The following is a 26,172-nucleotide window of genomic DNA, read 5'->3' as shown; positions in this document are numbered from 1 at the left end:
CCAGGTCGTCGGATGGCTAGCATCGCCCTCGGGCGGGGGGAAGCCGATCGGGCCGCGGGCGGGCCGAAGCGAATCCGGGGGTGCGTGTGCCGAGGCGGAACCCGCTGGCCGTCCGCACGTGGGCGGTGTGGTCGCTGCCCGGTCGGGTGCTGGGCACCGTCATCGCCGTCGTCCTGCTCACCGCGGCCGTGCTCGTGCTGCAGGTGCTCGCGCTGCCGGCGGCCCTGCCGGCGCAATGGGGCTGGACGCTCGCGGTGCTCGTCGTGGCCGCCGTCGTCGGCACCGAGGCCTCCCTTGGCGTCGAGCGCCGCCGCCGCCGCACCGACGCCAGCCCGCACATCGACCTCAGCTCGGTCTGGACGTTCGCCGCGGCCGCGCTGCTGCCCGGTGCGCTGGCCGCGGTCGTCGTGGTGATCGTCTACGCCCACCTCTACGTGCGGGCGTGGCGCTCCGGCGCGGTCCCACCGCACCGGGTGGTGTTCAGCGCGGCCGCGATCGTGCTGTCGGTGCAGGCGGCGGCCGCGGTCATCGGCGCCGTCGACCCCGCCGAGCGGTTCCGCAGCCCGGTCGGGTTGCTCATCGTCGGGCTCGCCCTGCTCGCCTACGCGGCGGTCAACATGCTGCTCGTCGTCGGGGTCATGGTGCCCACCGGCACCTCCCCGGACATGGCCACCTTCCGCAGGCTGCTGGGCCCGCTCGACGAGGCCGTCCTGGAGTTCGCGACGCTGTCGATGGGTGCACTGGCCGCCGGTGCGATGACCGCCTTCGGTCCCGCCTACGCGGCGTTCGTGCTGCCCACGCTGATCGTGCTGCACCGCACGGTGCTGGTCCGCCAGCTCCAGGACGCCGTCGACACCGACGGCAAGACCGGCCTGCTCTCCTCGGCCGGGTGGCACGTGCGCGCCACCCGCGCCCTGCGCCGCAGCGAGGAGGCCGACGCCCAGGCCACGGTGCTGGTGCTCGACATCGACCACTTCAAGAAGGTCAACGACGACCACGGGCACCTCGTCGGCGACGAGGTGCTGGCCGCCGTGGCCGAGGCCGTGCAGGGCGAGGTCCGCGAGGAGGACCTGGTCGGCCGGTTCGGCGGCGAGGAGTTCGTCGTGCTGCTCTCCGGCCTGGACGGCGACCACGACCCGGCCGCCGCGCACGCCGTCGCCGACCGCATCCGCCGCCGCGTCGAGGACCTGCGGCTGGTCGTCGAGATCGGCCAGCCGCCGCGGCGGGTGGAGGTCGACCCGCTCACCGTCTCCATCGGCGGCGCCACCTTCCCGTCCGACGGCAGCGAGCTGCTGGAGCTGGTCGAGGGCGCGGACACGGCGATGTACGCGGCCAAGCGGGCCGGGCGCAACACGGTGCGCATCGGCGTCGAACCGGTGGCGGGGGCGGGAGCCGGCCAGCTCCCGATGGCCTGACCGTGCGCCGCCCGGTCACTTCGCGCGCGGAGATAGAGCACATCGCGCTGGACCTGTTCAGCGCCCGCGGCTTCGACACCACCACCGTCGACGACATCGCCGCGGCCGCCGGCATCGGCAGGCGCACGGTGTTCCGCTACTACGCCTCCAAGAACGACATCCCCTGGGGAGCGTTCGACGAGCAGCTCGACCGGATGCGCGAGACGTTCGCCGCGCTGCCCGACGACCTGTCGGTGCTGGCCGGGGTGCGGGCCGCGGTGCTGTCGTTCAACGACGTGCACCCCGACGAGCTGCCGTGGCACCGCAGGCGGCTGCGGCTGATCCTGGGCACGCCCGCACTGCAGGCGCACTCCACGCTGCGCTACGCGGCCTGGCGCCGGGTGGTCGCCGAGTACGCCGGGCGCCGCCTCGGCCTGCCGGTCGACGGGCTCGTCCCGCAGGCCATCGGGCACGCCAGCCTGGGCGTCGCGCTGGCCGCCTACGAGCGCTGGCTGGAGGGCGGCGGCGACCTGCACACCCTGCTCGACGAGGTGTTCCGGGCCCTGGAGGCGGGTCTCGACCGGACGGCCGACGTGCGCCCCTCCGGAAGGTGATCTTCGTTGGGCCGAGCGTCGCATCCTGGCCCGCGAGCGTTACCGGGTGCTCCTCGGCGTCGTCGGACCGTGATAGGTTTCGCCCCGGTTGCAGTCGTTCCTCCTCGATCGTTGTGAAGCGTCCGTGGAAGTTGACGGTGGGCTTCACAGGCGTGAGTAGAGGCATCTGCGTCTCGTCGGTGTTTCCCGTGCAGCCACCGGTCGGCACAGTGCCGGCCGGGTCCGCTTCACGTATGGAGATCAGGTATGCCGCAGGGCACCGTCAAGTGGTTCAACGCCGAGAAGGGCTTCGGCTTCATCGCGACCGACGACAACGGTCCGGATGTCTTCGTCCACTACTCGGCCATCCAGTCGGACGGCTTCCGCACCCTCGAGGAGAACCAGCGGGTCACCTTCGAGGCGAGCCAGGGCGCCAAGGGTCCGCAGGCCGACACGGTCCGCCCGATCTGAGCCCAGCTCCGGCAGGAGCTCTTCGAGGCCGGTGACCCCCACAGGGGTCACCGGCCTCGGTGCGTCGGAGGCTGGGTCGGCCGCAACCACTGCGCGGTCAGCGCGACGCCCTCGTCGACGCCCCGCGGGGAGAAGCCGAGCGCGCGCGCCCCGGCGTCGTCCACCCGCACCGGCGGGAACTTCCCGTAGACCTCCGACCGCCGGGCGAAGGTGCCGGCGCTGTCGGGCAGCGTGGAACCCGGGGGCAGCGTCGCCACCCGCCGCCCCCCGGTCCGGTCGGCGAACGCGTGCAGCACCCGCCCGAACGAGGCGACCTCCCCGCACAGCACGTACCGCCTCCCCGGCTCGCCGCGGTCGAGGGCCAGCAGGTGCCCGGCGGCGGCGTCCGCGGCCAGCACCCAGCCCATGGGCGAGTCGACGACCACCGGCTCGTCGCCGCGGGCGGCGGCCAGCAGCACCTGGTTGTAGGACTGCGGCCCGCGCGGGCTGGGCCCGTAGATGCTGACCGGACAGGCGACCACGGCCGCGATGCGCCCGTCGCCGAGCACCAGCGCCTCGGCGGCCGCCTTGCTCACCGAGTACGGGTCGGTGAGCGCGGGCGGGCCGGTCGGCTGCTCGGCGACCAGGCCGTCGGCGTCCATCACGGCGGCGCTGCTGCTGGTGAGCACGAACCGCTCGGCGCCCGCGGCGACCGCCGCGTCCAGCGCCCGCCGCGTGCCCTCGACGTTGGCCGTGCGCGTCTGCTCGGCGGTGCCGCCCACCGTGCCGGCCACGTGCACGACGCCGGTGCACCCCCGCATCGCGCGCGCGAGCGCCTCCTCGTCGGCGAGGTCGGCCACCGCGACGTCGACCCCGGCCGGCAGCACCGCCGCCGCCCGCCGCGCGTCGCGGACGACCGCCCGCACGTCACGGCCCTGCTCCACGGCCAGCGCGACCAGCGCGCTCCCCAGGTACCCGCCCGCTCCGGTGACGATCAGCATGGCGCCATCGTGGCAGTCACCGCTGACCGACGGCGCGCCACGACGACCGGTCCTGCGCCGTGACCGACCGAGGTTGCCACCGCCGGTCTCCGTTCTCCCCCCGTTCACCCGACCTGTCACCGATGCCGAGCGGTTTTGTCAAGGGGCAAATCCGCTCGTCTCGGCGTCCGGCCCGGTCGTCGCTGTGGGCTCCACTACCCGTTCCCGACCCGTCATGCTCGGTGTTGAGCCTCACAGGAACACGCCGAACGGCAGGGGTTCACGACGCATCGGAGGTCCGGGATGTCCGGCTGGGACAGCTACCGCACCGTGTACTGCGCGGAGCTGCGCGCCGCGGCCCGTGAGTTCGACGACCACGGCTGGCCCGTGGTGGTGCAGGACGACAGCACGGTGCTGCTGGTCACCGGAACGGCGCTGGACGTGCTCGAGGTCCCGGCCGCCGTCGGCAAGCTGATGTGCGCGGTGCTGCGCGACGCCGGCGCCGTGGTGCCGGTCGCCGCCACCCCGACCGGGTCCTTCTTCTACCCGGTCACCTCGGGCGCGGCGCTGCCCGTCGAGCTGCGCGACGTCGGCGGCGTGCGGCTGCACACCGCGGGCGCCACCGTGCTGGCCCCGCCCTCGACCGTGCCCGACGGCTGGGTGCACTGGCGGGTCTCCCCGGCGCTGACCGGCTACCGGGTGCCCTCCGCCGACCTGATCCTGAGCGCCGCGGCGGACTCGGTCCGCAGGCGCAACGACCTCGACCGCAACCCGGGTGCCCAGCGGCCCGCGGAGATGGTCGCGGTCGGCGTGCGGTAACGACACCGCAGGAGCCGGCTCCCCGGCCCACCTCCCGCTGACGCGGCTCGTCGCGCCGCGCCGGGAGGTCCGGGGAACGCCGGTGGTGCGGCGCCCGAGGGGGCACTTCTCCCTCGTCGCGCGGCCGCACCACGAACGTGGCCGGGGTCGGTGGAACACCACCGACCCCGGCCAGAACCACTTCCCGGCGCGGCAGGGGCCGAACGCCGCCGTCCGCCGGCGCTGCCCCCGGCCGGGCCCGGTGGGCCCGGCGACCGGGCGCCGGGGCCGGGACGGTCCCGTGGCGGCACCCCGGACCAGCGCGATCCCACCGCCCGAGGGCCGTCCCGACACCTGATCATCGGTCGTACGGGCAAGATGGGAACGTGCAGATTCCCGGGTCCACCCGATCGAGCGCGACGGCCGGAGAGGCCTCACGCTCCGAGGCCGGTCGCGGCCGCCGTACTGCTCCGATCGTGGAGGTCGGGCTGGGCTTCGGCCGCGTCGACGCGGCCACCAAGGCCAAGGACCTGCGGCGGATGAAGATGTTCGCCACCGGGCTGCTGCTCGTGGCGACGGTCGTCTTCCTGCTGGCCCGCGTCTGGGAGGTCAACGGCGGGCCGGCCTGGATCGGCTACGTCCGGGCGATGGCCGAGGCCGGCATGGTCGGCGCGCTGGCCGACTGGTTCGCCGTCACCGCCCTCTTCCGCCACCCCCTCGGCCTGCCCATCCCGCACACGGCGATCATCCCGACGAAGAAGGACGCCCTGGGCGACAGCCTGGGCGACTTCGTCGGCGAGAACTTCCTCTCCGAGGACGCCGTGCGCGCCCGCCTGGCCGGCGTCGACATCTCGGCCAGGGTCGGGTCGTGGATCGCCCAGCCGGAGAACGCCGACCGCATCACCGCCGAGCTGGCCACCGCCGCCCGCGGCGTCGTGACGGTCCTGCGCGACGACGACGTCCAGGAGGTCATCGAGCAGGTGCTGGTGCGCAAGCTGCTGGAGAAGCCGATCGGCCCGCCGCTGGGCACGGTCCTGCAGGGCGTGTTCGCCGACGGCTCCCACCGCCGCCTGGTCGACCTGGTCATCGACCGCGCCTACGACTGGATCTCGGCCAACCAGGAGATGGTGCTGCGCATCGTGCAGGACCGGGCCCCGAGCTGGTCGCCGCGGTTCGTCGACTCCCTGATCGCCGACCGGGTGTTCCTGGAGGTGCAGAACTTCGCCTGGGCCGTCAAGACCGACCCGGAGCACCCGCTGCGCAAGGCGGTCGACACGTTCCTCGTCGAGTTCGCCACCGACCTGCAGAACGACCCGGAGACCATCGAGAAGGCCGAGCGGATCAAGCACCAGATCATCGAGCAGCCCGAGGTCCAGCGGTTCATCGGCCAGGCGTGGGGCACGGTCAAGGCGCTCATCCTCGACGCCGCCGCCGACCCGTCCAGCGCACTGCGCACCCGCGTCCGCGACGGCCTCGTCGCCTTCGGCGAACGCCTCGACTCCGACGCCGAGCTCCGCGGCAAGATCGACGGCTGGATCGCCGACGCCGCAGGCTACGTCGTGCGCCACTACCGCCACGAGATCACCACCCTGATCACCGACACGATCGCCAAGTGGGACGCCGAGGAGACCTCCCGCAAGATCGAGCTCCAGGTCGGCCGCGACCTGCAGTTCATCCGCATCAACGGCACGGTGGTCGGAGCGCTGGCCGGCCTGGTGATCTACACCGTCAGCGAGCTCCTGATCGGCTAGCCCGCGCTCGGTTGGACGAGCGCGGCTTTCGTCCAACCCGGGCGGGCGTAACCTCCGCCACTCCTGCAAGCAGGGTGCTTGCAGGAGCTAGCACCTCCGCGTACGGTCGACCGTGACGGAAGGGGTGAGGGACGTGACCAGCGGCAAGGGCGACAACGCGGTCGGCCAGGCGGTCGAGCAGGCCGTCGAGCAGGTCGGGCAGGCCGTCGACAACATCGGCGCCTACATCCGCAGCCAGCGCGAGGGCGCGCAGGTTTCGCTCCGCCAGCTCGCGAAGGCGGCCGGTGTCAGCAACCCGTACCTCAGCCAGGTCGAGCGCGGTCTGCGCAAGCCGTCGGCGGAGATCCTGCAGCAGATCGCGAAGGGGCTGCGGATCTCGGCGGAGGCGCTGTACGTGCGGGCCGGGATCCTCGACGAGCGACCGGCCAGTGCGGTCGTCGACGCGGTCCTCGCCGACCCCCACCTCTCCGAACGCCAGAAGCAGGTGCTTCTGGACGTCTACCAGTCGTTCCGGCAGGAGGGCGGACGCCCCGCCCCCGCCACCCCGAAGACGATCCACGAGGAGTGATCACCATGGCAGTCCAGCTGCCCACCGCCGCGGACGTCCGCAAGGCCCGCGAGCAGGCCGCGAAGAACGCCGCCGCCCAGGCCGAGGTCGCCCGTACCCCGCTGCTCGCCGTGCTCGGCGCAGGCGAGGCCGCGTTCACCGCGGTCAGCAAGGCCGCCGCGGTTGCCGCCGACAAGGCCGCCGAGGCCCGCGCCCGGGCCGCCGCCCAGGCCGATGGCGTGCAGCAGCGCGTCGTCGAGCTGCCGCAGCGGCTGCGCCGCGAGGACCTGCGCGACGACGTCCGCAAGGCCGTCGCCGACCTGCAGAAGCAGCTCGAGGTCGCCTACGCCGAGTTCGCGAAGCGCGGCGAGGCCACCTGGGGCCGGATCCGCACCCAGCCGCAGGTCAAGCAGGCCATCTCCACCCTGGAGTCCTACACCGAGCAGCTCGACGCCCGGCTCGACACCTGGGTCGACGACGCGCACGACGCCGCCGAGAAGGCCCTGGAGGTCGTGACCCGGCAGACCCGCTCCAGCGGTGAGCGCTGGGCGCAGGCCACCCAGCGGTTCTCCGGCCAGGCCGCGCGGAAGGTCACCGAGGTGTCGGACGACGCCTCGAAGACCGTCGCCAAGGCCGGCGCCGAGCTGGCCGGCGAGATCGCCGAGACCGGTGCCGAGGTCGCGCACGAGACCCGCAGCACCACCCGGCGCGCGGCCAACCGCACCGCCCCGAAGGACGAGCCGAAGACCCCGTCCACCACCGCCTCGGCCGCCCAGAAGGGCGCCCCGAAGGCCGCGGCCAAGCCCGCCCCGGCCAAGCCGGCCGCCGCGAAGCCGGCCCCGGCCAAGCCCGCTGCCGCGAAGCCGGCCGACAAGCCGGCCGCCAACCGGAGCACCACGAACGGCTCCACCAAGTCCGACAGCTGATCGGTCGAACGGAGTGCGGCCCCGGGGTCGGACGACCCCGGGGCGCACTCGCGTCCGCCGGGCGGGAGGGACGGGATCACGCCATCGCCGAGCGGTCCCGGGAGGCCCGGCGGCGGGCCCGGACCGACCGTGCGGTGTGCCCCGGACGGCGTACGACCTGCGCAAACGCGGAGCGGCCCGCACGTCCGACGCGCCGGGTGGGGCCGTCGTGACCCGCCGTCGGGGGCCGCCCGCCGCGCGGGTGTGTGCACCCCGGGGATGTGCGGTGGGCCCGACCGCACGTAGTCTGGTCCGGTGAGCCTGTGGTACACCCTCGACCAGTGGGTCCTGTTCGGAGTGTGGCTGCTGGCCATCCCCGTCGGCGGCTACGCGTTCGTGCACGCGCTGATGCAGCGCGCCGACGCCTTCACCGCCGCCGACAAGCTGACCAAGCCCGCCTGGCTGGGGATCACCGGCGCGAGCCTGCTGGTCCTCATCGTCTTCCAGTACGGCCCGCGCAGCAGCGGAGCCCTGTTCTGGATCGCGGGCCTGGTCGCCGTGCTGGTCTACATCGTCGACGTGCGCCCGGCCGTGGTGCGCGTGCAGGGTGGCGGCCCCCGCTGGTGAACGACTGGTCCGTCCTGGGCACGCTGTCCGCGGTGCCCGCGCTCGACCGCCCCGATCTCCTCGCCGATCTGGTCGCGCACGCGCTGAAGCTCCTCGACCCGGCCGACGCCGCGCTCATCGGGGTCGCCGAGATCGACCCGACGCTCGCCGACACGGCCGCCTTCTGCGAGGCGTACGGGTCGCCGCTCGACGGTTCGGCCAACTGCGTCGTCGTCGCCGGCCGGCGCGGTGAGGTCACCCGCTACGCGGCCTGCCTGGTGCTGGCCACCACCCGCGCCGACGTCAACGGCCTGGTCCGCAAGCGCCTCGACGCCCGCAAGGCCTCCTTCGCCCCGATGGACGACGCGGTTGCCATCACCGGGATGGAGTACGGCGGCATCACTCCCGTCGGTCTCCCGGAGGACTGGCCGGTCCTGGTCGACGCCGCCGTGGCCGCCGCGCCCGCGGTCGTCATCGGCAGCGGGGTGCGGCACTCCAAGCTGGCCCTGCCCGGCGCGCTGGCCGCGCGCCTCCCGCGCGCCGAGGTCATCGAGGGCCTCGGCCGCTGATCCGCGCTCCCACCCCGTCGAGAACGAACTTGCCGTGATCGTCAGGCCTTGTTGATCACGACAAGTTCGTTCTCGACGGTGACCGCACCATCAGGGTGAGCGGAGGCGGCTCAAGGAAGCTGTGTTCGCTGCGAGCAGATTTCCATGAAGACTGGAACATCGGCAACGGTGTAACTGTTGTGCAGGACATGACAGAGACGCTGAAGCTGCCGGTGCTTCCGCTCGCCGACTCGGTGGTGCTGCCCGGCATGGTGGTTCCCGTCCGGCTCGACGAGCCGGAGATCCGCGCAGCCGTCGACGCCGCCGAGAGCGGCGTGGACGCGCGCAGGGTCATCGTTGTCCCCCGACTGGACGGCCGGTACGCGGCCGTCGGCACGATCGCCGTCCTCGAGCAGGTCGGCAGGCTCCCCAGCGGGGAGCGCGCCGCGGTCGTCCGCGGCGAGGGCCGCGCGCAGATCGGCTCCGGCGTGACCGGGCCGGGCGCTGCGCTGTGGGTCGAGGCCACCCCGATCGCCGACCCGCCGGTCACCGGCCGGGCCCTGGAGCTGGCCAAGGAGTACAAGGCGCTGGTCGTCGGCATCCTGCAGCAGCGGGGTGCGTGGCAGGTCATCGACTCGGTCCAGCAGACCACCGACCCGGGCGCGCTGGCCGACCTCGCCGGCTGGGCCTCCTGGCTCGACACCGAGCAGAAGTCCGAGCTGCTGGCCGAGGTCGACGTGACCAAGCGGCTGGAGAAGCTGCTGGAGTGGACCAAGGCGCACGTCGCCGAGCAGGAGGTCTCCGAGAAGATCGCCGCCGACGTCCGCGAGGGCATGGAGAAGACCCAGCGCGAGTTCCTGCTGCGCCAGCAGCTGGCCGCGATCCGCAAGGAGCTGGGGGACGAGGCTGGAGATTCAGGGGGTGCGGACGACTACCGCACCCGCGTCGAGAGCGCCGACCTGCCCGAGCACGTCCGCAAGGCCGCGCTGGCCGAGGTCGGCAAGCTGGAGCGGGCGTCGGACCAGAGCCCGGAGTCCGGCTGGATCCGGACCTGGCTCGACACCGTCCTGGACATCCCGTGGAACACCCGCACCGACGACTCCGACGATCTGGCGGGGGCGCGCGCGATCCTGGATGCCGACCACGCCGGCCTCGACGACGTCAAGGAGCGGCTGATCGAGTTCCTGGCGGTGCGGTCCCGGCGTGAGCGCAAGGGCATGGAGAAGGTCGGCGGCCGGGGTTCGGGCGCCGTGCTCTCCCTGGTCGGGCCCCCCGGCGTCGGCAAGACGTCGCTGGGTGAGTCCGTGGCCCGCGCGCTGGGCCGCAAGTTCGTCCGGGTCGCCCTGGGCGGAGTCCGCGACGAGGCCGAGATCCGCGGCCACCGGCGCACCTACGTCGGTGCGCTGCCCGGCCGGATCGTCCGCGCGATCCGCGAGGCCGGCGCGATGAACCCCGTCGTGCTCCTCGACGAGATCGACAAGGTCGGCAGCGACTTCCGCGGCGACCCCACGGCCGCGCTGCTGGAGGTGCTGGACCCGGCGCAGAACCACACGTTCCGCGACCACTACCTCGAGGTCGACCTCGACCTGTCCGACGTGCTGTTCCTGGCCACCGCCAACGCCTACGACACCATCCCCGGCCCGCTGCTGGACCGCATGGAGGTCGTGACGCTGGACGGCTACACCGAGGCGGAGAAGGTCGCCATCGCCCGCGACCACCTGCTGCCCCGGCAGGTCGAGAAGGCCGGCCTGGACCCCAGCGACGTCGACTTCTCGGACGTGGCCCTGGGCATGATCGCCGCCGAGTACACCCGCGAGGCGGGCGTGCGGCAGCTGGAGCGGGGCCTGGCCAAGGTCCTGCGCAAGGTCGCGGTGTCCCTGGACTCGGGCACCGAGGCGCCCGTGCACGTGGACGCCGACGCCCTGGTCACCTACCTGGGCCGGCCCAAGTTCACCCCGGAGTCGGCCGAGCGCACCTCGGTCCCGGGTGTGGCGACCGGCCTCGCGGTCACCGGGGCCGGTGGTGACGTGCTGTTCATCGAGGCCACCGCCATGGACGGCGACCCGGGCCTGACCCTGACCGGTCAGCTGGGCGACGTCATGAAGGAGTCGGTGTCGATCGCGCTGAGCTACCTGCGCAGCCGCGGCCTCGCCGGCGATCTGGCCGCGAAGAAGCTGCACGTGCACGTCCCGGCCGGCGCCGTCCCGAAGGACGGCCCGAGCGCCGGCATCACGATGACCACGGCGCTGGCCTCGCTGGCCAGCGGGCGCCCGGTCAAGTCGTCGGTGGGGATGACCGGTGAGGTCACCCTGCAGGGCAAGGTCCTGCCCATCGGCGGGGTCAAGCAGAAGCTGCTGGCCGCGCACCGGGCCGGGCTGACCGACGTGATCATCCCGAAGCGCAACGAGCCCGACCTGGACGACCTCCCCGAGAGCGTCCGCGGCGAGCTGCGCATCCACCCCGTCGCGGACGTCGCCGACGTCCTCGACCTGGCCCTGGAGCCGGTCGCGGTGTCCGCCGCGGCCTGATCCACCCGGACCGGACCCCCGTCGCCTCCCGTGCGGCGGGGGTCCTCCCGTGCCGGCGGAATGCCGGCCGGCGGCGCCGGGTTCGCCCTGGCATGAGGGTGCTCCCGGACAGATCCCCGAGTTCGGTGCGCGGGTCGACCGCCGCCTCCGCGAGGAGGTCGTCGCCTGGCTGACCCTCGTCGACCCCGGCGGCACCCCGCAGCCCGCGCCCATCTGGTTCCTGTGGGACGGCGCGACGGCGCTCGTCTACAGCGACCGGAACGCCAAGCGGCTGACCCACCTGCGGAGGAACCCGAAGGTCGCCCTGCACCTCGACGGCGACGGCCGCGGCGGCGACATCGTCGTGCTGACCGGCGAGGTGGTCGTCGACCAGACGGCGCCCGCGCCCCCGGACAACCCGCCCTACCTGGCCAAGTACGGCGACCAGATCGCCGGCGGCTCGTGGCGGACGCCCGAGGTGTTCGCCGGGACCTACGACGTGGCCCTGCGCTTCACGCCGTCCCGGGTCCGCGGCCACTGACCGTCGACAACGTCGTTCTCGACTCGCAGCACTGGGTGTGTGGTCGCAGCCCGCCGGCGCGCTGCGCCATCCCCGCCAGCGCTGCGACATCTCCCGCTAGCGCTGCGAGACCACGCCGGCCCTGCGAGGACACCTTCCTTCGCGGCGTCCGGCCGAACGAGCGCGGCTCTCGTCCAACCTCGCCGCACGAAAGTGGCTCTCGTCCGACCGGCGGGGTCAGTGGAAGACGACGGTCTTGTTGCCGTGCACCAGGACCCGGTCCTCGACGTGCCAGCGCAGGCCGCGGGCGAGCACCAGGCGCTCGATGTCGCGGCCCCGGCGGACCATGTCCGAGGCCGTGTCGCCGTGGTCGACCCGGATGACGTCCTGCTCGATGATCGGGCCGGCGTCCAGGTCGGCGGTCACGTAGTGGCAGGTGGCGCCGATCAGCTTGACCCCCCGGGCGTAGGCCTGGTGGTAGGGCCGGGCGCCGACGAACGACGGCAGGAAGCTGTGGTGGATGTTGAGCACCCGCCCGGACCACCGCCGGCACAGCTCCGGGGGCAGGATCTGCATGAACCGGGCGAGCACCACGGCGTCGGGGTTGCCGGCGTCGACGAGGTCGGCGAGCTTCTCGAACGCGTCGGCCTTGCCCGCGGCGTCGTTCGTCGGGAACGGCACGTGGTGGAACGGCACGCCGTGGGCGCGCACGATGTCGCCCAGGTCGTCGTGGTTGCCGACGACGGCGGCCAGCCGGACGGGCAGCTCGCCGGTGGCGACCCGGCCCAGCAGGTCGTGCACGCAGTGCGCCTCGCGGCTGACCAGCAGCACCACCCGCTTGGGCACGCCGGTGTCGGTCACGTTCCAGGTGGCCCCGCCGAGCTCGGCGGCGACGGTGGCGAAGCGGCGCCGCAGCTCGGCGACGTCGTAGGGCAGCGAGGTCGCCCGCACGACCTGGCGGGTGAAGAACCAGCCGGTCTGCGGGTCGGAGTGGTAGCCGGCCTCGGTGATCCAGCCGCCGTCCGCGGCGAGGAAGGCCGAGATGCGGGCCACGATCCCGGTGGTGTCGGGGCAGCTGAGGGTGACGACGTAGCGGCGTTCGGTGGCGGGGTCCACGGGAAGATCGTGTCACCACCCGCGGGCCCGGGGCTGTGGACTTCGCCGCAATCGGACGTGCACTTTCAGCCCGATCGCCGCGCGATCCACTCCTTGGTGAACCCGGTCTCGGAGGCCAGCAGCTTCTGCACCTGCTCGGCCACGATCGACTCGATCTTCCCGCCGAGGAACGGCACCTCGACGGTGACCTCGGCGCGCACCGCGAACTCGCTGCCGCCCCCCACATCGGTGAGGCGCAGCCGGCCGCCCGCGGTCACCGGGGCCCCGGGCACCCGGACGTCGACGTCGCCGCGGTAGCCGCCCGCGGGATCGGGGCGCAGCGTCTCGGCGCGTTCGATCACCAGGTCGCCGGGGACGAGCGACTGCACGATGGAGGGCAGCAGGTCCTTGTCCAGGCCCTGGCGCAGCCGGTAGCGCACGCCGTCGCCCGTCGCGGAGTGCTCCAGCAGTTCGGCGCCCTTGCCGCCCATCCGGGCCAGCCGGGCCCGCAGGTACTCCGGGTCGGCCATCGCGGCGTGCATGCGCTCGGCCGCGTAGGGCGAGGTGCACCGGTAGTCGATCGGGCGGGGCATGGGCGGAGGCTACCGTTGCCCCCCGTGCCGGTACCCGACGTGGCGTTCGCCCTCGCCCCGCTGACCACCCTGCGGCTGGGCGGTCCCGCCCGCCGCATCGTCGAGGCCGAGAGCGCCGACGCCGTCGTGGAGGCGGTGCGCGCGGCCGACGCGGCGGGGGAGCCGCTGCTGCTGCTCGGCGGCGGGTCCAACCTCGTCGTCGCGGACGAGGGTTGGCCCGGGACGGTGGTGCGCATCGCGAACACCGGCCGGTCGACCGAGCGGCGCCCCGACGGCTCGGTGCTGCTGACCGTCGAGGCGGGCGAGGAGTGGGACGACGTGGTCGCCGCCACCGTCGCCGAGGGCCTCGGCGGGCTGGAGTGCCTGTCGGGCATCCCCGGGCGGACGGGCGCGACCCCGGTGCAGAACGTCGGGGCGTACGGGGTGGAGATCGCGGACCTGCTGGTCGACGTCGACCTCTACGACCGGCGCGGCGATGCCGTGCGCACCCGCGTGCCCGCCGCCGAGCTCGGCCTGGGCTACCGCACCAGCGTGCTCAAGGGCCGCGACGACGCCGTGGTGCTGCGGGTGCGGTTCGCGCTGCCCGGCGACGGCGCCGGCGCTCCGATCCGCTACCCCGAGCTGGCCCGCACCCTGGGCGTCGAGCCCGGCGCCCGGGTGCCCGCCGCGGTGGCCCGCGACGCCGTGCTCGGGCTGCGCCGCGGCAAGGGCATGGTGCTCGACGCCGCCGATCACGACACCTGGAGCGCCGGGTCGTTCTTCACCAACCCGGTGCTGGCCGAGGCCGAGGTGCCCGACGGCGCCCCGCGCTTCCCGGCCGGGCCGGGGCTGGCGAAGGTGCCCGCCGCCTGGCTGATCGAGCAGGCCGGCTTCCGCCGCGGCCACCGCGGCCCCGGAGGCCGAGCGGCGCTGTCCACCAAGCACGTGCTGGCCCTCACCAACCGCGGCAGCGCCGCGACCGCCGACCTCCTGGCGCTGGCCAGGGAGGTGCGCGACGGCGTGCGGCAGGCGTTCGACGTCACGCTGCACCCCGAGCCGGTGCTCGTCGGCTGCGCCCTCTGACGGCGTAGCTTGGGTCGAGGGGCAACCCCGGTGGGCAACCGGACGTCCTATCACGTGCAGTCGCGTGGGGGGAGCCAAGGGAAGCGATGCGTCGGATCCTGCTGATCCTGGCCGTGGTGGTGATCGGGTCCCTGGGCGTGGTGACAGCCGCGTCGGGGGGCCAGTTCCCCACCGGGGGGTCGTCCGCGGCCCCGTCCGGGCCGGACGAACCGGATGCGGAGGCCCCCGCCCAGCCCGTCGCGGTCGCGTACGCACCGGCGGTGGGGACGACCGGTAGCTCGCCCACCGACCCGGCCAGCGTCACCGTCACCGACGGCACGCTCACCGACGTCACGCTGAAGAACGCCGACGGCGAGGCCGTCGAGGGCGAGTTCAACGCCGAGCGCACCAGCTGGAGCACCACCGAGCCGCTCGGCTACGACGCCACCTACACCTGGAGCGGCACCGCCTCCGGCGCCGATGGCGCACCCGTCGCGCTGGCCGGGGAGTTCACCACCCTCAAGCCCGACAAGGTCGTCCGCGGCCAGATCAACATCGGCGACGACCGCACCGTCGGTGTCGCCGCCCCGATCCGCATCCAGTTCAACGACCACGTCGAGGACAAGGCCGCCGTCGAGAAGGCGCTCAAGGTCGAGACGTCGAAGCCGGTCGAGGGCTCCTGGGGCTGGCTGCCCGACGAGGGCGGCGGCTCCCGCGTCGACTACCGGCCCAAGGAGTACTGGCCCGCCTACACCGACGTCACCATCACCGCCGACCTCTACGGCGTGGCCTACGGCAACGGTCGCTACGGCGCCGCCGACGTCACCAGCTCGTTCGAGATCGGCCGCGAGCAGATCGTCAAGGCCGACGCCAAGAGCTACCGGATGCTCGTCATCCGGGACGGCCAGCAGGTCGCCGACTACCCGGCCAGCTACGGCCTGGACTCCGACCCCGACCGCAACACCCGCTCCGGCATCCACGTGGTCAGCGAGAAGTTCACCGACAAGCGCATGACCAGCGAGCGCTACGGCTACGACCTGATCGAGAAGTGGGCCGTGCGTATCAGCAACAACGGCGAGTTCGTGCACGCCAACCCGGCCTCGTCGGCCGCCCAGGGCTCGGCCAACGTCTCCCACGGCTGCATCAACCTCTCCACCGAGGACGCGAAGGCCTACTACGACACCGCCCTCTACGGCGACCCGGTCGAGGTCACCGGCACCGGCGTCGAACTGAGCCAGCGCGACGGCGACATCGCCGACTGGACCTACTCGTGGGAGCAGTGGAAGTCGATGTCCGCCCTCTGACCCGGTTTCCGGGCCGCCCGGCGGGGGGTACGCCCCCGCCATGAGCACTCCCGAGGACCTGGCCGCCACCCGCGCCGAACCGCTGCCAGAGGAGCGGGTCGCCGAGCACGGCGACGAGGACCGCGTCGCCGGGGCGAGCGAGATCCTGCGCGACTCGGAGGAGCGGGTGGCCGAGGTGCTGGACGGCAACGCCCCGGCCGACGCGGCCGACGAGCGCCGCACCAGCGAGGAGACCGCGGTCGAGCCGTAGCCCCGACGCGCCCCGACCGGACGAGAGCCGCTCTCGACTCACGTGGACGAGAGTCGCACTCGCTCGACTCAGTTGGACGAGAACCGCTCTCGCTCGACTCGACTGGACGAGAGTGGCTCTCGTCCAACGGTGGCGCAGCTCGCCGTCAGGACTGCCGGTACGCGCGGGAGGCGTTGTACTGCGCGCGGGGCTTCAGCACGATCTGGTCGAGGTTCACGTTGCTCGGGCGGGTGGCCGCGAACGCGATGACGTCGGCGACGTCTTCGCCGGTGAGCGGGGTGATCCCCTGGTAGACGGCGTCGGCGCGCTGCTGGTCGCCCTCGAAGCGGACCAGGGAGAACTCCGTCTCCACCATGCCGGGCAGGATCTCGGTGAGCCGGATCGGCTGGCCGAGGAGTTCTCCGCGCAGGGTGCGGTGCAGCATGGCCTGGGCGTGCTTGGCGCCGGTGTAGCCGGCGCCGTTGTCGTAGGGCTCCAGGGCGGCGATCGAGGTCACCGTGATGATGTGGCCGTCGCCGGAGGCGAGCAGGGCCGGCATCAGGGCCTTGGTGACGCGCAGGCTGCCGATGACGTTGGTCTCGTACATCCAGCGCCAGTCGTCCTCGTCGGCCTCGATGACCGGCTCCAGGCCCTTCGCGCCGCCCGCGTTGTTCACCAGCAGCCGGCAGTCGGGGACGGCGGCGGCGAACGCGGCAACCGAGTCGGCGTCGGTGACGTCGAGGCGCAGCGCGGTGCCGCTGATCTCGGCGGCGATCTCGGCGCACCGGTCGACCCGGCGGGCGCCGAGGACGACGTGGAAGCCGGCCGCGGCCAGCGCCCGGGCGGTGGCGGCTCCGATGCCGGAGCTGGCTCCGGTGACGACGGCGGTGGGACGGTCGGTCATGGCGTCGAGCCTAGGCCGCGCTCACTCGAGGCCGTCCTGGGCGGTGCGTGAGCCGCGCCGCACGGCCGCGCGCTGCCAGCGGTAGATCCCGTACCCGAGGCCGCCGACCGCGGTCCCGGTGAGGCAGGTCGTGAACAGCAGGTCCAGCGGGCGGTCGGTGGCCAGCGAGAAGACCAGGACGACGACCGCGGCCAGCGCCCAGATGATGCTGCCGACGAGGGCGATCAGGCCGGGGCGGTTGAGCCCCGGCGACAGCGGCGGCGGATCCTGCACGCTCCCACCCTAGGCCCTGGCGTCCTGACCAGGCGCGCAGAGACGACCTTGCGCGCCGATAGAGGTTAGGCTAACCTTCGTCTCGTCGCTTCGTGGTGGGAGCGGCGCGTCAGTTCGGGAAACGGAACGGGGTCCCGGCCACCAGGCCGGGACCCCGTTCCGCGTCCGGCGGGCTCAGGGTGCCGCGTAGATGCGCACCCAGTCCACCTCCATCCGGACCTCGTCCGGGGTGGAGTCGTCCGGGGCGGGCGTCCAGCCGTCCTCGGACGGGCCGATGTCCTGCTGGATCGTCAGCCGCATGGGGCCGGTCGGGATCTTCTGCGGGTCGGCGGTGCGGAAGACCTCCTGCCCGTCGACGAAGCCGGCCACGTGGTCGGGGGCCCACTCGACGGCGTAGGTGTGCCAGTCGGTGAAGTCGCCCCCGACGGTCACCCCGTCCTGGGCGTTCTGCGGGCCGTAGTGCACGACGAAGTTGGTCTCGCTGCGGTCGGGGTGCGGCGAGTCCAGGAAGTCGATCTCGCCGCCGATCGGCCAGTTCTCGCCCTCCGGCCAGAGCAGGATCGCCGGCCGGTAGCCCGCGCCCGCCTCCGTGCGCGCGCGCACCTCCCAGCGCCCGTAGGTCTGCCCGGGCTGCCACCCCATGCCGCCCGAGGTCAGGCCGCGGCTGGTCACCTTCAACGTGCCGTCCGAGACGGTCAGGGCGGCGGCGCTGCGCTGGCCGACCGCTCCCGCCGCGCCCCCGGAGTAGGGCTGCCAGGTGACCGGGTTCAGCTCGGTGCCCTCGAAGTCGTCGGAGAGCAGCAGCGGCCAGCGGTAGACGGTGCCGGCCTCGGTGCCCGCCGGGACCGTCGGGTCGAGCTCGAACCGCCCGCCGGGCAGCGCGGTCGCCTCGTAGTCGGCGGTGTCGGACCGGGCCGAGTCCGCAGGCTCGGTGCGCCCGAGGGCGGCGTCCGCGCGCGGTGCCGGGGCCGCGGGCTCCGGCCAGAACCCGACGACCACGAAGAGCGCCAGGCCCAGCCCGAGCACGATCGTCAGCAGCAGGGTGAGCAGGATGGTGCCCCACCGCGGCGGTGACGGTTCCGCGTAAGGATGGACGACCGCGAGTTCGTGGGTGTCGGGCACGGAGGCACCTTAGGATCGCGCGCCGGCCCCGGCGCCCCCGATGCGCCGAGCCGCACGGGCGTGCGGCCAGCGCCCCGGCGGTGTCGCCGGGACGACACCGCCCGGCGCCGACGCGCCGGGCGGGTCGCCGTTCCCGGCGGGAGCCGTGCCGTTGATCGCAAACGGGGTCCAGCGCCGGGTGCCGTCCGGCGCTCCCCGGTCAGCGGTCGTCGCTGTTGAGGTCGTGGCCGCCGCGGTGGTCGTAGTCGTCGTCGTGGTGGTCGGTGCCGTGCTCGTCCTTCCGGTGCTCGTCCTTCTCCCCATGGTCGTCGTCGCTCTTGCGGTCGTCGTCGCTCTTGCGGTCGGTGTCGTCGGTCGTGCCGGTGTCGTTGCTGATCTCGTCGTCGATCGGGTACTGCATCACCCAGTCGACCTCCATCCGCGACGTCCGCGAGCGCTCGTCGTCGCTGTCGGGGAACCAGTCGAGCTGGATGCACAGGTGCATCGCGCCGGGCGGGAAGATGTCCTGCTCGGTGGTGCGGAACCACTCCTCGCCGTCCAGGTACGCGGTGATCGACTCCGGGGTCCACTCCAGCGCCCAGTTGTGCCACTGCGTGGCATCCACCTCGACCTCGCCGCTGATCTGCGAGTTGTCCTCGCCGTAATGCAGGAACATGTTCGTGGTCTGCCGGTCGCCGTCGAGCATCTCCATGAAGTCGATCTCGCCGCCGATCGGGAAGTTCTCCGCGTCCGGCCACAGCAGCAGCAGCGCGTGATAGGCGTCGTCGGCCTCCGGCGCGCGGACGCGGCCCTCCCAGCGGCCGTACTTCTGGCCGTCGCCCCACGACATGCCGGCCGTGGTGCCGTCGGGGCTGCCGGTGATGGTGAGCACGCCGTCGTCGACGGTCGCGGCGTCCGGGGCCCGAACGCCGTTGCCCTGGTGTCCGGGGCCGTCGTAGAGGTTCCAGTCCTCGCCGAGGCCGTCGGAGAAGCGGTCGACGCGGTTCGGTGTGCCCCAGCCGTGCGCGGCCGCCGCGCTGGTGGAGAACCCGGCCACCTCGGCGCTGCCGGCCGTGGCGTCGTCGGTGCCGTCGGTGTCCCCGGCGGAGCGCTCGTCGGTCTCGTCGTCGGAGTCGCGGGTGTCGTCGGAGTGCTTGTCGGAGTGCTTGTCGGAGTGCTTGTCGGAGTGGTCGTCGGAGTGGTCGTCGGAGTGGTCGTCGTGCTTGGCGTGGGACTGCACGGCCTCGGGGGGCGACTGCGCGGTCGCGGCGATGGCGACGGCGGGGCCGCCGATCAGCACGAGCAGGGTCAGCCCGGCCGCCAGGCCGCGGCGCATCAGGTCGTCGCGTGTCATCTCGGCTCCAGTCGGTGCTCTCCGGCGGAGAGGTCGGGGGTGGCGGTCGACTCGGCGGCGACCAGCCAGGTGTCGTCGGGTTGGCGGGCCAGCACGACGTGCCGGACCAGCTGCTCGCGCACGACCGGCCCGCCCGGCGCCCCGGTCGTGGTCTCGATCGCGGCCCGGTAGCCGCGCCGGACCTCGGGGCCGGCGCCGTGCCCGTGGGCCCGGTCCTCGCCGTGCGCGACGGCGATCAGGTCGAGCCCGGTGACCGACGCGGTGCGTTCCGTCCCGGCAGGCGGCGGGTCCAGCACCAGGACGCCGACGGCGGCCGGCGGGCTGTCGGGCGCGGCGTACGCGGTGGCACGCAGGTTGGTGCGCCCGGCGTCGTCGGGGTGGGCGGAGTGGGCGGCGGTCAGGTAGGCGCGGGCGACCGCGGCGGAGTCGGCCGGGTCGACGTCGGGGTCGGTCGGCGGTGGCGGTGCGCCGCGGTCGACGGGCCGGGCGTCGAGCGCCTGGCGGTCGTCGGCGCTGAGCACCCCGCCCGGCGGCGGTTCGCCGGAGGGCGGCAGCCGGGCGGAGCCGCCGCCCAACTGCGCCACGCCGAGGACGGCGAGCACAGCGGCGAGGGTGGCCAGGACGGCGAGGGTCGGGCGGATGCGGCGCACGGGCGTCACTCCCGGAAGCTGACGTGGACGTGGTCGTAGTGGCCGCCGGTGGCGTCGCGGACGTCGTAGACGCCGCCGCCGGTGTAGCGCCGGCCCCAGCCGTCCTGGTCGCGTACGCCCGGGTCCCAGTAGCGGCCCTGCCAGATCAGGTACTTGACCTCCAGCGCGTCGGCGTTGGCGCGCAGCCACCCCGCCACCCGCCAGCCGTCGTCGAGGTCCTCGCCCTTCGCGAAGCGCCCCTGCTCGCCGGCGAACAGGTCGCACGCCCGCCCGCGCGGGTGGTCGCTGCGGGGGTTCCAGGCGTGCGCGTCCCAGCAGCCGGCCGAACGGATGGACGGGCCGTCCTCCCAGCCGCCGAACGCGTCGGCGACCTCGTCGAAGCCGTGGCGGGTGGCGCCGGTGAGGCAGTCGCCGCCGGTCGGGTCGGAGCGGGTGCAGCCGGTGGCGCCGCCGGTCCAGGCGGTCGGGTCGGCGGGACCGCGGGTGACCGCGGCGACGGCGGCGGGGTCGGGCGCGGGAGCGGCCGGGACGGGGGTCGCGGCGGCGAAGCGGTCGAGGTTGGCGTGGACCGCGGCCAGGTAGCGGTGCACGACCTGGGCGCAGCGCCGGGGGCACTCGGCCTCACCGGGCTCGGGGACGCCGGTCGCGCTCCCGGTCACCCGGTCGCACCCGGCGATGTGGCAGACCAGCATCGCGTCCAGCGGTGCGGTGGGCTTGCCGGTCTCCTCGAGGTGGGCGCTGACGGCGCGCAGGTTCGCGCAGGTCCACCCGATGCCCACCCGCAGGTGGGAGGCCGCGGTGGTGACCTCGGAGCCGGGCGGTGGCGGGTCGGCCGGCCACGGCGCCCCGCCCGCTGCGGTCCAGGTGCGCTGGTCGAGCTGCAGGAGCCCGGCGCGGTCACCGGACCGGTCGGCGGTGAGCCCGGCGTCCCAGCCCGACTCGGCCTGCACCTGGGCCACCACCCACACGGGCGGCAGCTCCGGGCACGCGGTCGCGGTGAGCTCGGTGATCAGTGGCAGCGCGTCGCGCGCGGGCGCCGGCACGACTGTGGCCTCGACGCCGGACACGACGTCGGTCGCGGTCCCGGCGGCGGGTGCGGCCGCCGCCGGGACCGGCCCGAGCAGCACGGCCGCCAGCAGCGCGACGACGAGGGCCGGCACGGCCAGGAGCGGACCACGGATGGGGGAGGACACGGCTCACCCCGCCCGTCCCCGGGCCGCGGGCCGGCGGTCGGCGGCGATGTTGCGCGCCTCGATGGCCTCGTCGTCCTCGTCCCGGGCGGCGCGGACGGGCCGGCTCGGCGCGGAGCGGGCGTCGGTGAGGCGACGGGGCGGCCGGGTGGTGCGGGTCTGGCGCCGTTCTGCGCTGTCGGGGCGGGAGCGGTTCTCGTCGGGCGGGGCGGGGTGGTGGGGCTGTTCGGCGCGGTGGCGGCCGGGGGTGCGGGACGGGGCGGCGGCGGGACGGCGGGGGCGGGCGGGTGCGGTGAGGTCGTCGGGGAGGCCGACCGCGTGCAGGGCCGCTCCCCGCCACGGTTCGGCCTTCCGGGGGCGGATCACCATCGGCGGGCCGCTCGCGGCCAGCAGCCCGCCGCCGAGCAGGGCCGAGACGAGGGTCTGCAGCGCTTCGGCGTAGGACCGCAGCGGCGGGCTCAGCCGGTCGGTGGGGACGCCGAGCACGTCGGCAGCGGCGGTGGCCCAGTCGTCGATGCGGGGCAGTTCGACCACCGCGCAGTACCGGGTGCGGACGGCCGGTGGCACCGGTGCCGCGGGCGGGCCGCCGGTGACGACCAGCACCGGGCGGGGTCCGGAGCCGGGGCAGGCCACCGTGGCCGCCGCGCGCAGGGACTCCTCGGTGGCGGCGCAGACGACGACGTCGGCCTCACCGGCGAGCACCCCACCGTCGCGGGCGTGCAGCGCCGCGGCCAGCGTGCTGGTGCCGACGCCGGCGTCGATCCCGGCGACCAGGGGGCTGCGGGTGGCGGCGGTCATCGCAGCGCCCCGGCGGCGGGCTGGACGACCGGCTCGTCGTCGTCGAGGGCGTGGTCCTCGGGGACGGGCTCCGGCCGGGGCTCGGGGGTGCCGGGAAGGGGGAGGTCGGCGCCGATCAGCTCTTCCCAGGCGTCCACCAGCAGCCGCTCGCCGTCCAGCACGACCGGCACGGTGAGCCGCACCCAGCAGGACGCCATGCTGCGCCAGCCGGGTGCGGTGGGGGCCGGGGCCGCGGCCGGGATGCCGCCGACATCGCCGGCCGCGTCGCGCTCGGCGGCGCCCGCCGGGCGTTCCGGGCCGACGGGCCGGTAGGGCGTGACGCGCACGCGGACGTCGACGAGCACGCGGCCTTCGCCGTCCGGGCGGACCCGCCCGGGCAGCACGAACTCGGCGCGCTGGCGGCCGCGGCCCGACCAGCCCAGGCGGGCGGGGTCGGTGCCGGTGGCCGGCAGGTAGGTGGCCAGGACGCGGCCGCGGCGGGCCGGGTCGTCCTCGTCCCAGGACAGGTAGTCGGCGGCGAAGGCTCCGGCCAGGGCGGTCGCCTCGGCGCGGTCGGGGTGGGGGGCGGGGCCGGCGCTGCCGGGGACGGCGCCGGTCCGCGATCCGGCGGCCGGCCCGGCCACCGGCGGGTACCCGAAGGGGTTCGTGGGCGGGTCGCCGGGGTAGCGCCGTCGTGGCCCGTGCGGGCGCGGTGGCGCGGGGGGCGGACCGCCGAACGGGCTGGCGGCGCCGTCCGAGCCGGCAGGTGGCGGAACGGCGGTGAACAGGCCGGTGGACGGGCCGGGCACGGCGGGGAACACGCCGGTGGCGGGCCGGCCGGGGACGGGAGGGGGCGGGCCGGACGAGGTCGGCGACCACTGCGGCGCGGCGGTGTCGGAGGTGGGCTCGGGCGGGCGGCCGAACAGGCGGAAACGGGACACGGCGCTCACCGAGGGGCGATCGGGGTCGGTGCGGGTCGCTGAGGCATGGGTCTCTCCCGTCGACGGGCGTGCGAGGGCCGCGCCCGACCGAGCGGTGGGGCGCCTGCGGTGCTGGCGGCGGGCCGGCGGCCCGGGTCTGCGGGCCGGCTCCGGCGGGAACGGGACCGACTGTAGGTACGCCCGCCGGCCCGTCGGGGCCGAACGGAGACGATCAGTTTGCGATCGCGAACGCCGGCTCAGCCCTCCGGTGGTGCGCCGGTGTCGTGGACAGCGGTCCGCAGGCCGCTGAACAGCAGCAGCACCCCCGTCGCGGCGATCCCCGCGGCACCCACCCAGAGCGCGGTGCGGGCGCCCGCCGCGTCGGCGAGCAGCCCGCCGAGGGGCGCGCCGACGACCACCGCGGCCCGGTTGACCGAGCGGATCGTGGCGTTCATCCGCCCCTGCAGCCGGTCCGGCGTGACGGACTGCCGGTAGGACAGCGTGATCGGGTTGTCCAGGCCCATCCCGAACCCGTAGAGCAGTTGGCCGCCGGCCGCGAGCACCAGCACCGCCGGCACGTCGGCGGCGCCGGCCAGCGCCACGATCGCGAAGCCGGCCGCCTCCGCAAGGTGGGACGCGGCGACCGTCCCCGCGATCCCGATCCGCCGGCCCACCGCCTCGGAGGCCGAGCTGCCGGCCAGCGCGCCGACGCCGGCCAGCGCGAGCGTCGCCCCGAGGCCCACCGCGTCCAGCCGCAGGTCGAGCAGGGCGTAGGGCACGTAGGTGGCGTTCAGGACGGCGTGGAACAGGAACCACGTGTGCGTGGACAGCGCCAGCGGGCGCAGCGTGGGGTGCCGGTAGACCCAGTCGACCCCCTCGCGCAGCTCGGCGAGGACGGACCGGGAGGTCGGGGTCGGCACCGGGTCGCTCGCGGGCGCGAGTGCGGTGAGCACCCCGGACACCGCGTAGCTCAGCGCGTCGACCAGGACCGTGACCGGGGCGCCGACCAGCGCGACCAGACCGCCCCCGACCAGCGGGCCGGAGGTCTGGGCGACGGCGTCGCTCTGGTCGAGCCGGACGTTGGCCCGGTGCAGCAGCGCGCGGGGCACCAGCCGGGGCAGGAACGACTGGTGGGCGGCCGCGTTGAGCACCGAGAGCAGCCCGAACACCACCATGATCGCGACGAGCACCGGCACGTCCAGCCACCCGACCGCCCACAGCGCGGGGACCGAACCCAGCACCACCGCCCGGCCGAGGTCGGTGGCCACGAGCAGCGGCTTGCGCCGGACGCGGTCGGCCAGCACGCCCACGAACAACCCGACCACGAGGTGGGGCAGCATCGTCGCGCCCTGCACGAGGCCGACGTCGGCGGCCGACCCCCCGAGGTCGACCACGACCAGCACCCCGAGCGCCACGGTGCCGACCCGCGTGCCGAGGTCGGAGACGGTGCTCGCGGCCCAGAACCGGCGGAAGCCGGGGTGTCCGCGCAGCCGCACCGGCACGGGGCTCAGGCCGGGAGGGCCCAGGCGTGCACCGGCTCGTTGGCCTCCGAGGACTCCAGGTAGCGGTCGAGCATGCCGCGCAGTGCGCGGTGCCGGTCGGCGCCCCTGGCCTCCAGCGCGGCCACCGCGTCGACCTGCCAGGAGGCGCCCGTGCGGCGCAGGGCGCACCGCTGCTCGATGACCGAGAGGTAGCGGTCGATGACCGGGCCGGTGACGCCGAAGCGGGTCAGGCCCTCGGCGGCCTGCGGCAGCAGCTTGCGCAGCACCAGCTCGTCGGGGCGGATCCAGCCCGAGCCCGGCCAGTACAGCGGCCCCTCCAGCCCGTGGCGCGCGGCGGTGGTGAAGTTCTCCTCCACGGCCTCGAACGACATCGTGCTCCACAGCGGGCGCTCGGCGTCGGTCAGCGCGCGCAGCAGGCCGTAGAAGAACAGCGCGTTGGCCACCATGTCGACGGCCGTCGGCCCGGCCGGCAGCACCCGGTTCTCCACCCGCACGTGCGGCTCGCCGTTGGCGACGTCGTAGACCGGGCGGTTCCAGCGCCAGATCGTGCCGTTGTGCAGCTTGAGCTCGTCGAGGCCGGGCACCCGCCCGGCCTCGACGTCGGCCTGCGGGTCGGTGTCCTCGGTGACCGGCATCAGGGCCGGGAAGTAGCGGGTGTTCTCCTCGAACAGGTCCAGGATCGAGGTGATCCAGCGCTCGCCGAACCACACCCGGGGGCGCACGCCCTGGTTGCGCAGCTCGGGGGTGCGCACGTCGCAGGACTGCTCGAACAGCGGGATGCGGGTCTCCGCCCACAGCCGGGCGCCCAGCAGGAACGGCGAGTTCGCGCCCACGGCGAGCTGCACCCCGGAGACGCACTGGGCGGCGTTCCAGTACCCGCCGAACTCGTCGGGGTGGACCTGCAGGTGCAGCTGCATCGAGGTGCACGCAGCCTCGGGGGCGATGGAGTCGAAGTCGGCGGAGAGCCGGTCGGGGGCCAGCGCGTGGCGGCCCGACGGGTCGTCGCCGGTGATGTCGAGGCGGATCGGCTCGCCGCGGACGCTGAGCATCTGCTCGTTCAGCATGCGGTAGCGCTCGTCGGCGGAGAGCGAGTCGAGCACCAGGTCGTCGCGGCGGAGGGTGGGCAGGATGCCGATCACGGCCAGCCGGGAGCCGCAGTCGCGGGCCTTGGCCCCGGCCACCGCGAGCTCGTCGAGCAACTGGTGCTCCAGGTGGCGCCACTGGTCGCCGGGCAGCGGGCGCGGGGGCAGGTTGAGCTCCATGTTCCAGCGGCCCAGCTCGGACTGGAAGTCGGCGGAGCCGATGGCCTCCAGGACCGCCTTGCCGGACAGCGACGGGGACAGCGTCTCGTCGACCAGGTTGAGCTCGACCTCGATCCCGGTCATCGGCTCGTCGTGGGCGAACGGGTGGCTGCGCAGCATCTCGGCGAGCGCGTCGAGGCAGCTCTGCACCTTCGCCCGGTAGTGCTGGCGGTCCCGTCGACTGAACGCGCGTCGGTCGACGTCCTGGCCCATACGCGCCTTGCCCTCCCTGGTCCCGGGCGACACCCGCCGGGGGCCGGCCTTCGCTGCCGCCCACTGCGACACCGAGATCGTGTCACCGACGGGCGGTGAACAGCAGCGGAGCGGCCGAGCCCCGAG

At 74.5% G+C, this 26,172-nt stretch carries 27 protein-coding genes; 14 read left to right on the top strand and 13 right to left on the bottom strand.

The annotated features are described in order from the left end of the window. The first annotated feature begins 86 nt into the window (after positions 1–86). The 3 genes from KIK08_RS41450 (at position 87) to KIK08_RS02000 (ending at position 2,458) form a co-directional block, all read left to right on the top strand. Positions 87–1,415 carry a GGDEF domain-containing protein gene (locus KIK08_RS41450; RefSeq protein ID WP_214401210.1) on the top strand — a complete coding sequence of 443 codons (1,329 nt, stop codon included), beginning with the start codon at positions 87–89 and terminating at the stop codon, positions 1,413–1,415. A gap of 2 nt (positions 1,416–1,417) precedes the next feature. Then, positions 1,418–2,008, top strand: coding sequence for a mycofactocin system transcriptional regulator MftR (gene mftR / locus KIK08_RS02005; protein WP_308257336.1), 591 nt, complete (start codon positions 1,418–1,420; stop codon positions 2,006–2,008). A gap of 246 nt (positions 2,009–2,254) precedes the next feature. Continuing rightward, the gene (locus tag KIK08_RS02000) at positions 2,255–2,458 is read left to right on the top strand and encodes a cold-shock protein (protein ID WP_214401209.1); all 204 of its coding nucleotides are present in this window, start codon (positions 2,255–2,257) and stop codon (positions 2,456–2,458) included. Positions 2,459–2,505: 47 nt separating this feature from the next. Here the strand turns inward: KIK08_RS02000 and KIK08_RS01995 are convergent, their stop codons facing one another. Then, positions 2,506–3,438, bottom strand: a complete 933-nt coding sequence (locus KIK08_RS01995) for an NAD-dependent epimerase/dehydratase family protein (RefSeq protein ID WP_214401208.1) — start codon at positions 3,436–3,438, stop codon at positions 2,506–2,508. Positions 3,439–3,720: 282 nt separating this feature from the next. Between KIK08_RS01995 and KIK08_RS01990 the strand changes: the two genes are divergently transcribed. The 8 genes from KIK08_RS01990 to KIK08_RS01955 all read left to right on the top strand — a co-directional run bounded on the left by KIK08_RS01990 (position 3,721) and on the right by KIK08_RS01955 (position 11,620). Further along, the gene (locus tag KIK08_RS01990) at positions 3,721–4,236 is read left to right on the top strand and encodes a bifunctional DNA primase/polymerase (protein ID WP_214401207.1); all 516 of its coding nucleotides are present in this window, start codon (positions 3,721–3,723) and stop codon (positions 4,234–4,236) included. A 518-nt stretch (positions 4,237–4,754) separates the two neighbouring features. Further along, on the top strand, positions 4,755–5,966 hold the full coding sequence (locus KIK08_RS01985; RefSeq protein WP_214401232.1) for a DUF445 domain-containing protein: 1,212 nt from the start codon (positions 4,755–4,757) through the stop codon (positions 5,964–5,966). 133 nt (positions 5,967–6,099) lie between these two features. Further along, the gene (locus KIK08_RS01980; protein ID WP_214401206.1) at positions 6,100–6,534 is read left to right on the top strand and encodes a helix-turn-helix domain-containing protein; all 435 of its coding nucleotides are present in this window, start codon (positions 6,100–6,102) and stop codon (positions 6,532–6,534) included. 5 nt (positions 6,535–6,539) lie between these two features. After that, positions 6,540–7,439 (top strand): hypothetical protein, encoded by a 900-nt coding sequence (locus KIK08_RS01975; protein WP_214401205.1) that lies wholly within the window; start codon positions 6,540–6,542, stop codon positions 7,437–7,439. 300 nt (positions 7,440–7,739) lie between these two features. Continuing rightward, positions 7,740–8,045, top strand: a complete 306-nt coding sequence (locus KIK08_RS01970) for a DUF2516 family protein (protein WP_250556132.1) — start codon at positions 7,740–7,742, stop codon at positions 8,043–8,045. Then, the gene (locus KIK08_RS01965) at positions 8,042–8,593 is read left to right on the top strand and encodes a YbaK/EbsC family protein (RefSeq protein WP_214401203.1); all 552 of its coding nucleotides are present in this window, start codon (positions 8,042–8,044) and stop codon (positions 8,591–8,593) included. Before KIK08_RS01970 ends, KIK08_RS01965 begins: the two co-directional genes overlap by 4 nt. A gap of 188 nt (positions 8,594–8,781) precedes the next feature. Continuing rightward, complete coding sequence (lon, locus tag KIK08_RS01960) at positions 8,782–11,100, top strand: endopeptidase La (protein ID WP_214401202.1); 2,319 nt, start codon at positions 8,782–8,784, stop codon at positions 11,098–11,100. Between the two features lie 49 nt (positions 11,101–11,149). Then, positions 11,150–11,620, top strand: coding sequence for a TIGR03667 family PPOX class F420-dependent oxidoreductase (locus KIK08_RS01955; RefSeq protein WP_308257335.1), 471 nt, complete (start codon positions 11,150–11,152; stop codon positions 11,618–11,620). 216 nt (positions 11,621–11,836) lie between these two features. Here the strand turns inward: KIK08_RS01955 and purU are convergent, their stop codons facing one another. Both purU and KIK08_RS01945 read right to left on the bottom strand, forming a co-directional pair. Next, positions 11,837–12,715: a formyltetrahydrofolate deformylase gene (gene purU, locus KIK08_RS01950; RefSeq protein WP_214401201.1), complete on the bottom strand. Its 879-nt coding sequence runs from the start codon at positions 12,713–12,715 to the stop codon at positions 11,837–11,839. 65 nt (positions 12,716–12,780) lie between these two features. Then, complete coding sequence (locus KIK08_RS01945) at positions 12,781–13,287, bottom strand: DUF2505 domain-containing protein (protein ID WP_214401200.1); 507 nt, start codon at positions 13,285–13,287, stop codon at positions 12,781–12,783. 15 nt (positions 13,288–13,302) lie between these two features. Here KIK08_RS01945 and KIK08_RS01940 point away from each other — a divergent pair, with 15 nt between their 5' ends. From KIK08_RS01940 to KIK08_RS01930, 3 genes are all read left to right on the top strand, one after another. After that, a complete protein-coding gene (locus KIK08_RS01940) occupies positions 13,303–14,349 on the top strand; it encodes a UDP-N-acetylmuramate dehydrogenase (protein ID WP_214401199.1) in 1,047 nt (348 codons plus the stop codon). An 86-nt stretch (positions 14,350–14,435) separates the two neighbouring features. Continuing rightward, positions 14,436–15,632 (top strand): L,D-transpeptidase, encoded by a 1,197-nt coding sequence (locus KIK08_RS01935; RefSeq protein WP_214401198.1) that lies wholly within the window; start codon positions 14,436–14,438, stop codon positions 15,630–15,632. A 40-nt stretch (positions 15,633–15,672) separates the two neighbouring features. Then, positions 15,673–15,882, top strand: a complete 210-nt coding sequence (locus KIK08_RS01930) for a hypothetical protein (protein ID WP_214401197.1) — start codon at positions 15,673–15,675, stop codon at positions 15,880–15,882. 145 nt (positions 15,883–16,027) lie between these two features. On the opposite strand, the gene KIK08_RS01925 is transcribed toward KIK08_RS01930, so the two are convergent. The 10 genes from KIK08_RS01925 to KIK08_RS01880 form a co-directional block, all read right to left on the bottom strand. Further along, entirely contained in the window at positions 16,028–16,765 is a 738-nt protein-coding gene (locus KIK08_RS01925) for an SDR family NAD(P)-dependent oxidoreductase (protein ID WP_214401196.1), read from the bottom strand. Between the two features lie 21 nt (positions 16,766–16,786). Further along, positions 16,787–17,038, bottom strand: a complete 252-nt coding sequence (locus tag KIK08_RS01920; protein WP_214401195.1) for a DUF2530 domain-containing protein — start codon at positions 17,036–17,038, stop codon at positions 16,787–16,789. 174 nt (positions 17,039–17,212) lie between these two features. After that, positions 17,213–18,160, bottom strand: coding sequence for a glycoside hydrolase family 16 protein (locus KIK08_RS41445; RefSeq protein ID WP_214401194.1), 948 nt, complete (start codon positions 18,158–18,160; stop codon positions 17,213–17,215). A 199-nt stretch (positions 18,161–18,359) separates the two neighbouring features. Then, positions 18,360–19,493: a glycoside hydrolase family 16 protein gene (locus KIK08_RS01910; protein ID WP_214401193.1), complete on the bottom strand. Its 1,134-nt coding sequence runs from the start codon at positions 19,491–19,493 to the stop codon at positions 18,360–18,362. Continuing rightward, positions 19,490–20,152, bottom strand: coding sequence for a hypothetical protein (locus KIK08_RS01905; protein ID WP_214401192.1), 663 nt, complete (start codon positions 20,150–20,152; stop codon positions 19,490–19,492). The genes KIK08_RS01910 and KIK08_RS01905 overlap by 4 nt, the downstream gene beginning before the upstream one ends. Further along, on the bottom strand, positions 20,149–21,336 hold the full coding sequence (locus KIK08_RS01900; RefSeq protein WP_214401191.1) for a VldE C-terminal domain-containing protein: 1,188 nt from the start codon (positions 21,334–21,336) through the stop codon (positions 20,149–20,151). Before KIK08_RS01900 ends, KIK08_RS01905 begins: the two co-directional genes overlap by 4 nt. 3 nt (positions 21,337–21,339) lie before the next feature. Then, entirely contained in the window at positions 21,340–22,131 is a 792-nt protein-coding gene (locus KIK08_RS01895) for a P-loop NTPase family protein (protein WP_214401190.1), read from the bottom strand. Further along, complete coding sequence (locus KIK08_RS01890) at positions 22,128–23,060, bottom strand: hypothetical protein (protein WP_214401189.1); 933 nt, start codon at positions 23,058–23,060, stop codon at positions 22,128–22,130. The genes KIK08_RS01895 and KIK08_RS01890 overlap by 4 nt, the downstream gene beginning before the upstream one ends. 227 nt (positions 23,061–23,287) lie before the next feature. Then, positions 23,288–24,526, bottom strand: a complete 1,239-nt coding sequence (locus KIK08_RS01885; protein WP_214401188.1) for an MFS transporter — start codon at positions 24,524–24,526, stop codon at positions 23,288–23,290. Positions 24,527–24,537: 11 nt separating this feature from the next. Next, a complete protein-coding gene (locus KIK08_RS01880; protein ID WP_214401187.1) occupies positions 24,538–26,046 on the bottom strand; it encodes a glutamate-cysteine ligase family protein in 1,509 nt (502 codons plus the stop codon). Between the last annotated feature and the right edge of the window lie 126 nt (positions 26,047–26,172).

This window comes from Pseudonocardia lacus (genome assembly GCF_018531445.1).
In the GTDB taxonomy this organism is placed as follows: domain Bacteria; phylum Actinomycetota; class Actinomycetes; order Mycobacteriales; family Pseudonocardiaceae; genus Pseudonocardia; species Pseudonocardia lacus.
This window is presented reverse-complemented; position numbering and strand designations above follow the sequence as displayed.

What these genes read in the sequence shown, in the direction of transcription:
- KIK08_RS02000 (WP_214401209.1), top strand. Translation starts at nt 2,255, where the DNA reads ATGCCGCAGGGCACCGTCAAGTGGTTCAACGCCGAGAAGGGCTTCGGC.
- KIK08_RS01995 (WP_214401208.1), bottom strand. Translation starts at nt 3,438, where the DNA reads ATGCTGATCGTCACCGGAGCGGGCGGGTACCTGGGGAGCGCGCTGGTC.
- KIK08_RS01990 (WP_214401207.1), top strand. Translation starts at nt 3,721, where the DNA reads ATGTCCGGCTGGGACAGCTACCGCACCGTGTACTGCGCGGAGCTGCGC.
- KIK08_RS01985 (WP_214401232.1), top strand. Translation starts at nt 4,755, where the DNA reads ATGAAGATGTTCGCCACCGGGCTGCTGCTCGTGGCGACGGTCGTCTTC.
- KIK08_RS01975 (WP_214401205.1), top strand. Translation starts at nt 6,540, where the DNA reads ATGGCAGTCCAGCTGCCCACCGCCGCGGACGTCCGCAAGGCCCGCGAG.
- lon (WP_214401202.1), top strand. Translation starts at nt 8,782, where the DNA reads ATGACAGAGACGCTGAAGCTGCCGGTGCTTCCGCTCGCCGACTCGGTG.
- KIK08_RS01945 (WP_214401200.1), bottom strand. Translation starts at nt 13,287, where the DNA reads ATGCCCCGCCCGATCGACTACCGGTGCACCTCGCCCTACGCGGCCGAG.
- KIK08_RS01935 (WP_214401198.1), top strand. Translation starts at nt 14,436, where the DNA reads ATGCGTCGGATCCTGCTGATCCTGGCCGTGGTGGTGATCGGGTCCCTG.
- KIK08_RS01930 (WP_214401197.1), top strand. Translation starts at nt 15,673, where the DNA reads ATGAGCACTCCCGAGGACCTGGCCGCCACCCGCGCCGAACCGCTGCCA.
- KIK08_RS01925 (WP_214401196.1), bottom strand. Translation starts at nt 16,765, where the DNA reads ATGACCGACCGTCCCACCGCCGTCGTCACCGGAGCCAGCTCCGGCATC.
- KIK08_RS01910 (WP_214401193.1), bottom strand. Translation starts at nt 19,493, where the DNA reads ATGACACGCGACGACCTGATGCGCCGCGGCCTGGCGGCCGGGCTGACC.
- KIK08_RS01895 (WP_214401190.1), bottom strand. Translation starts at nt 22,131, where the DNA reads ATGACCGCCGCCACCCGCAGCCCCCTGGTCGCCGGGATCGACGCCGGC.
- KIK08_RS01880 (WP_214401187.1), bottom strand. Translation starts at nt 26,046, where the DNA reads ATGGGCCAGGACGTCGACCGACGCGCGTTCAGTCGACGGGACCGCCAG.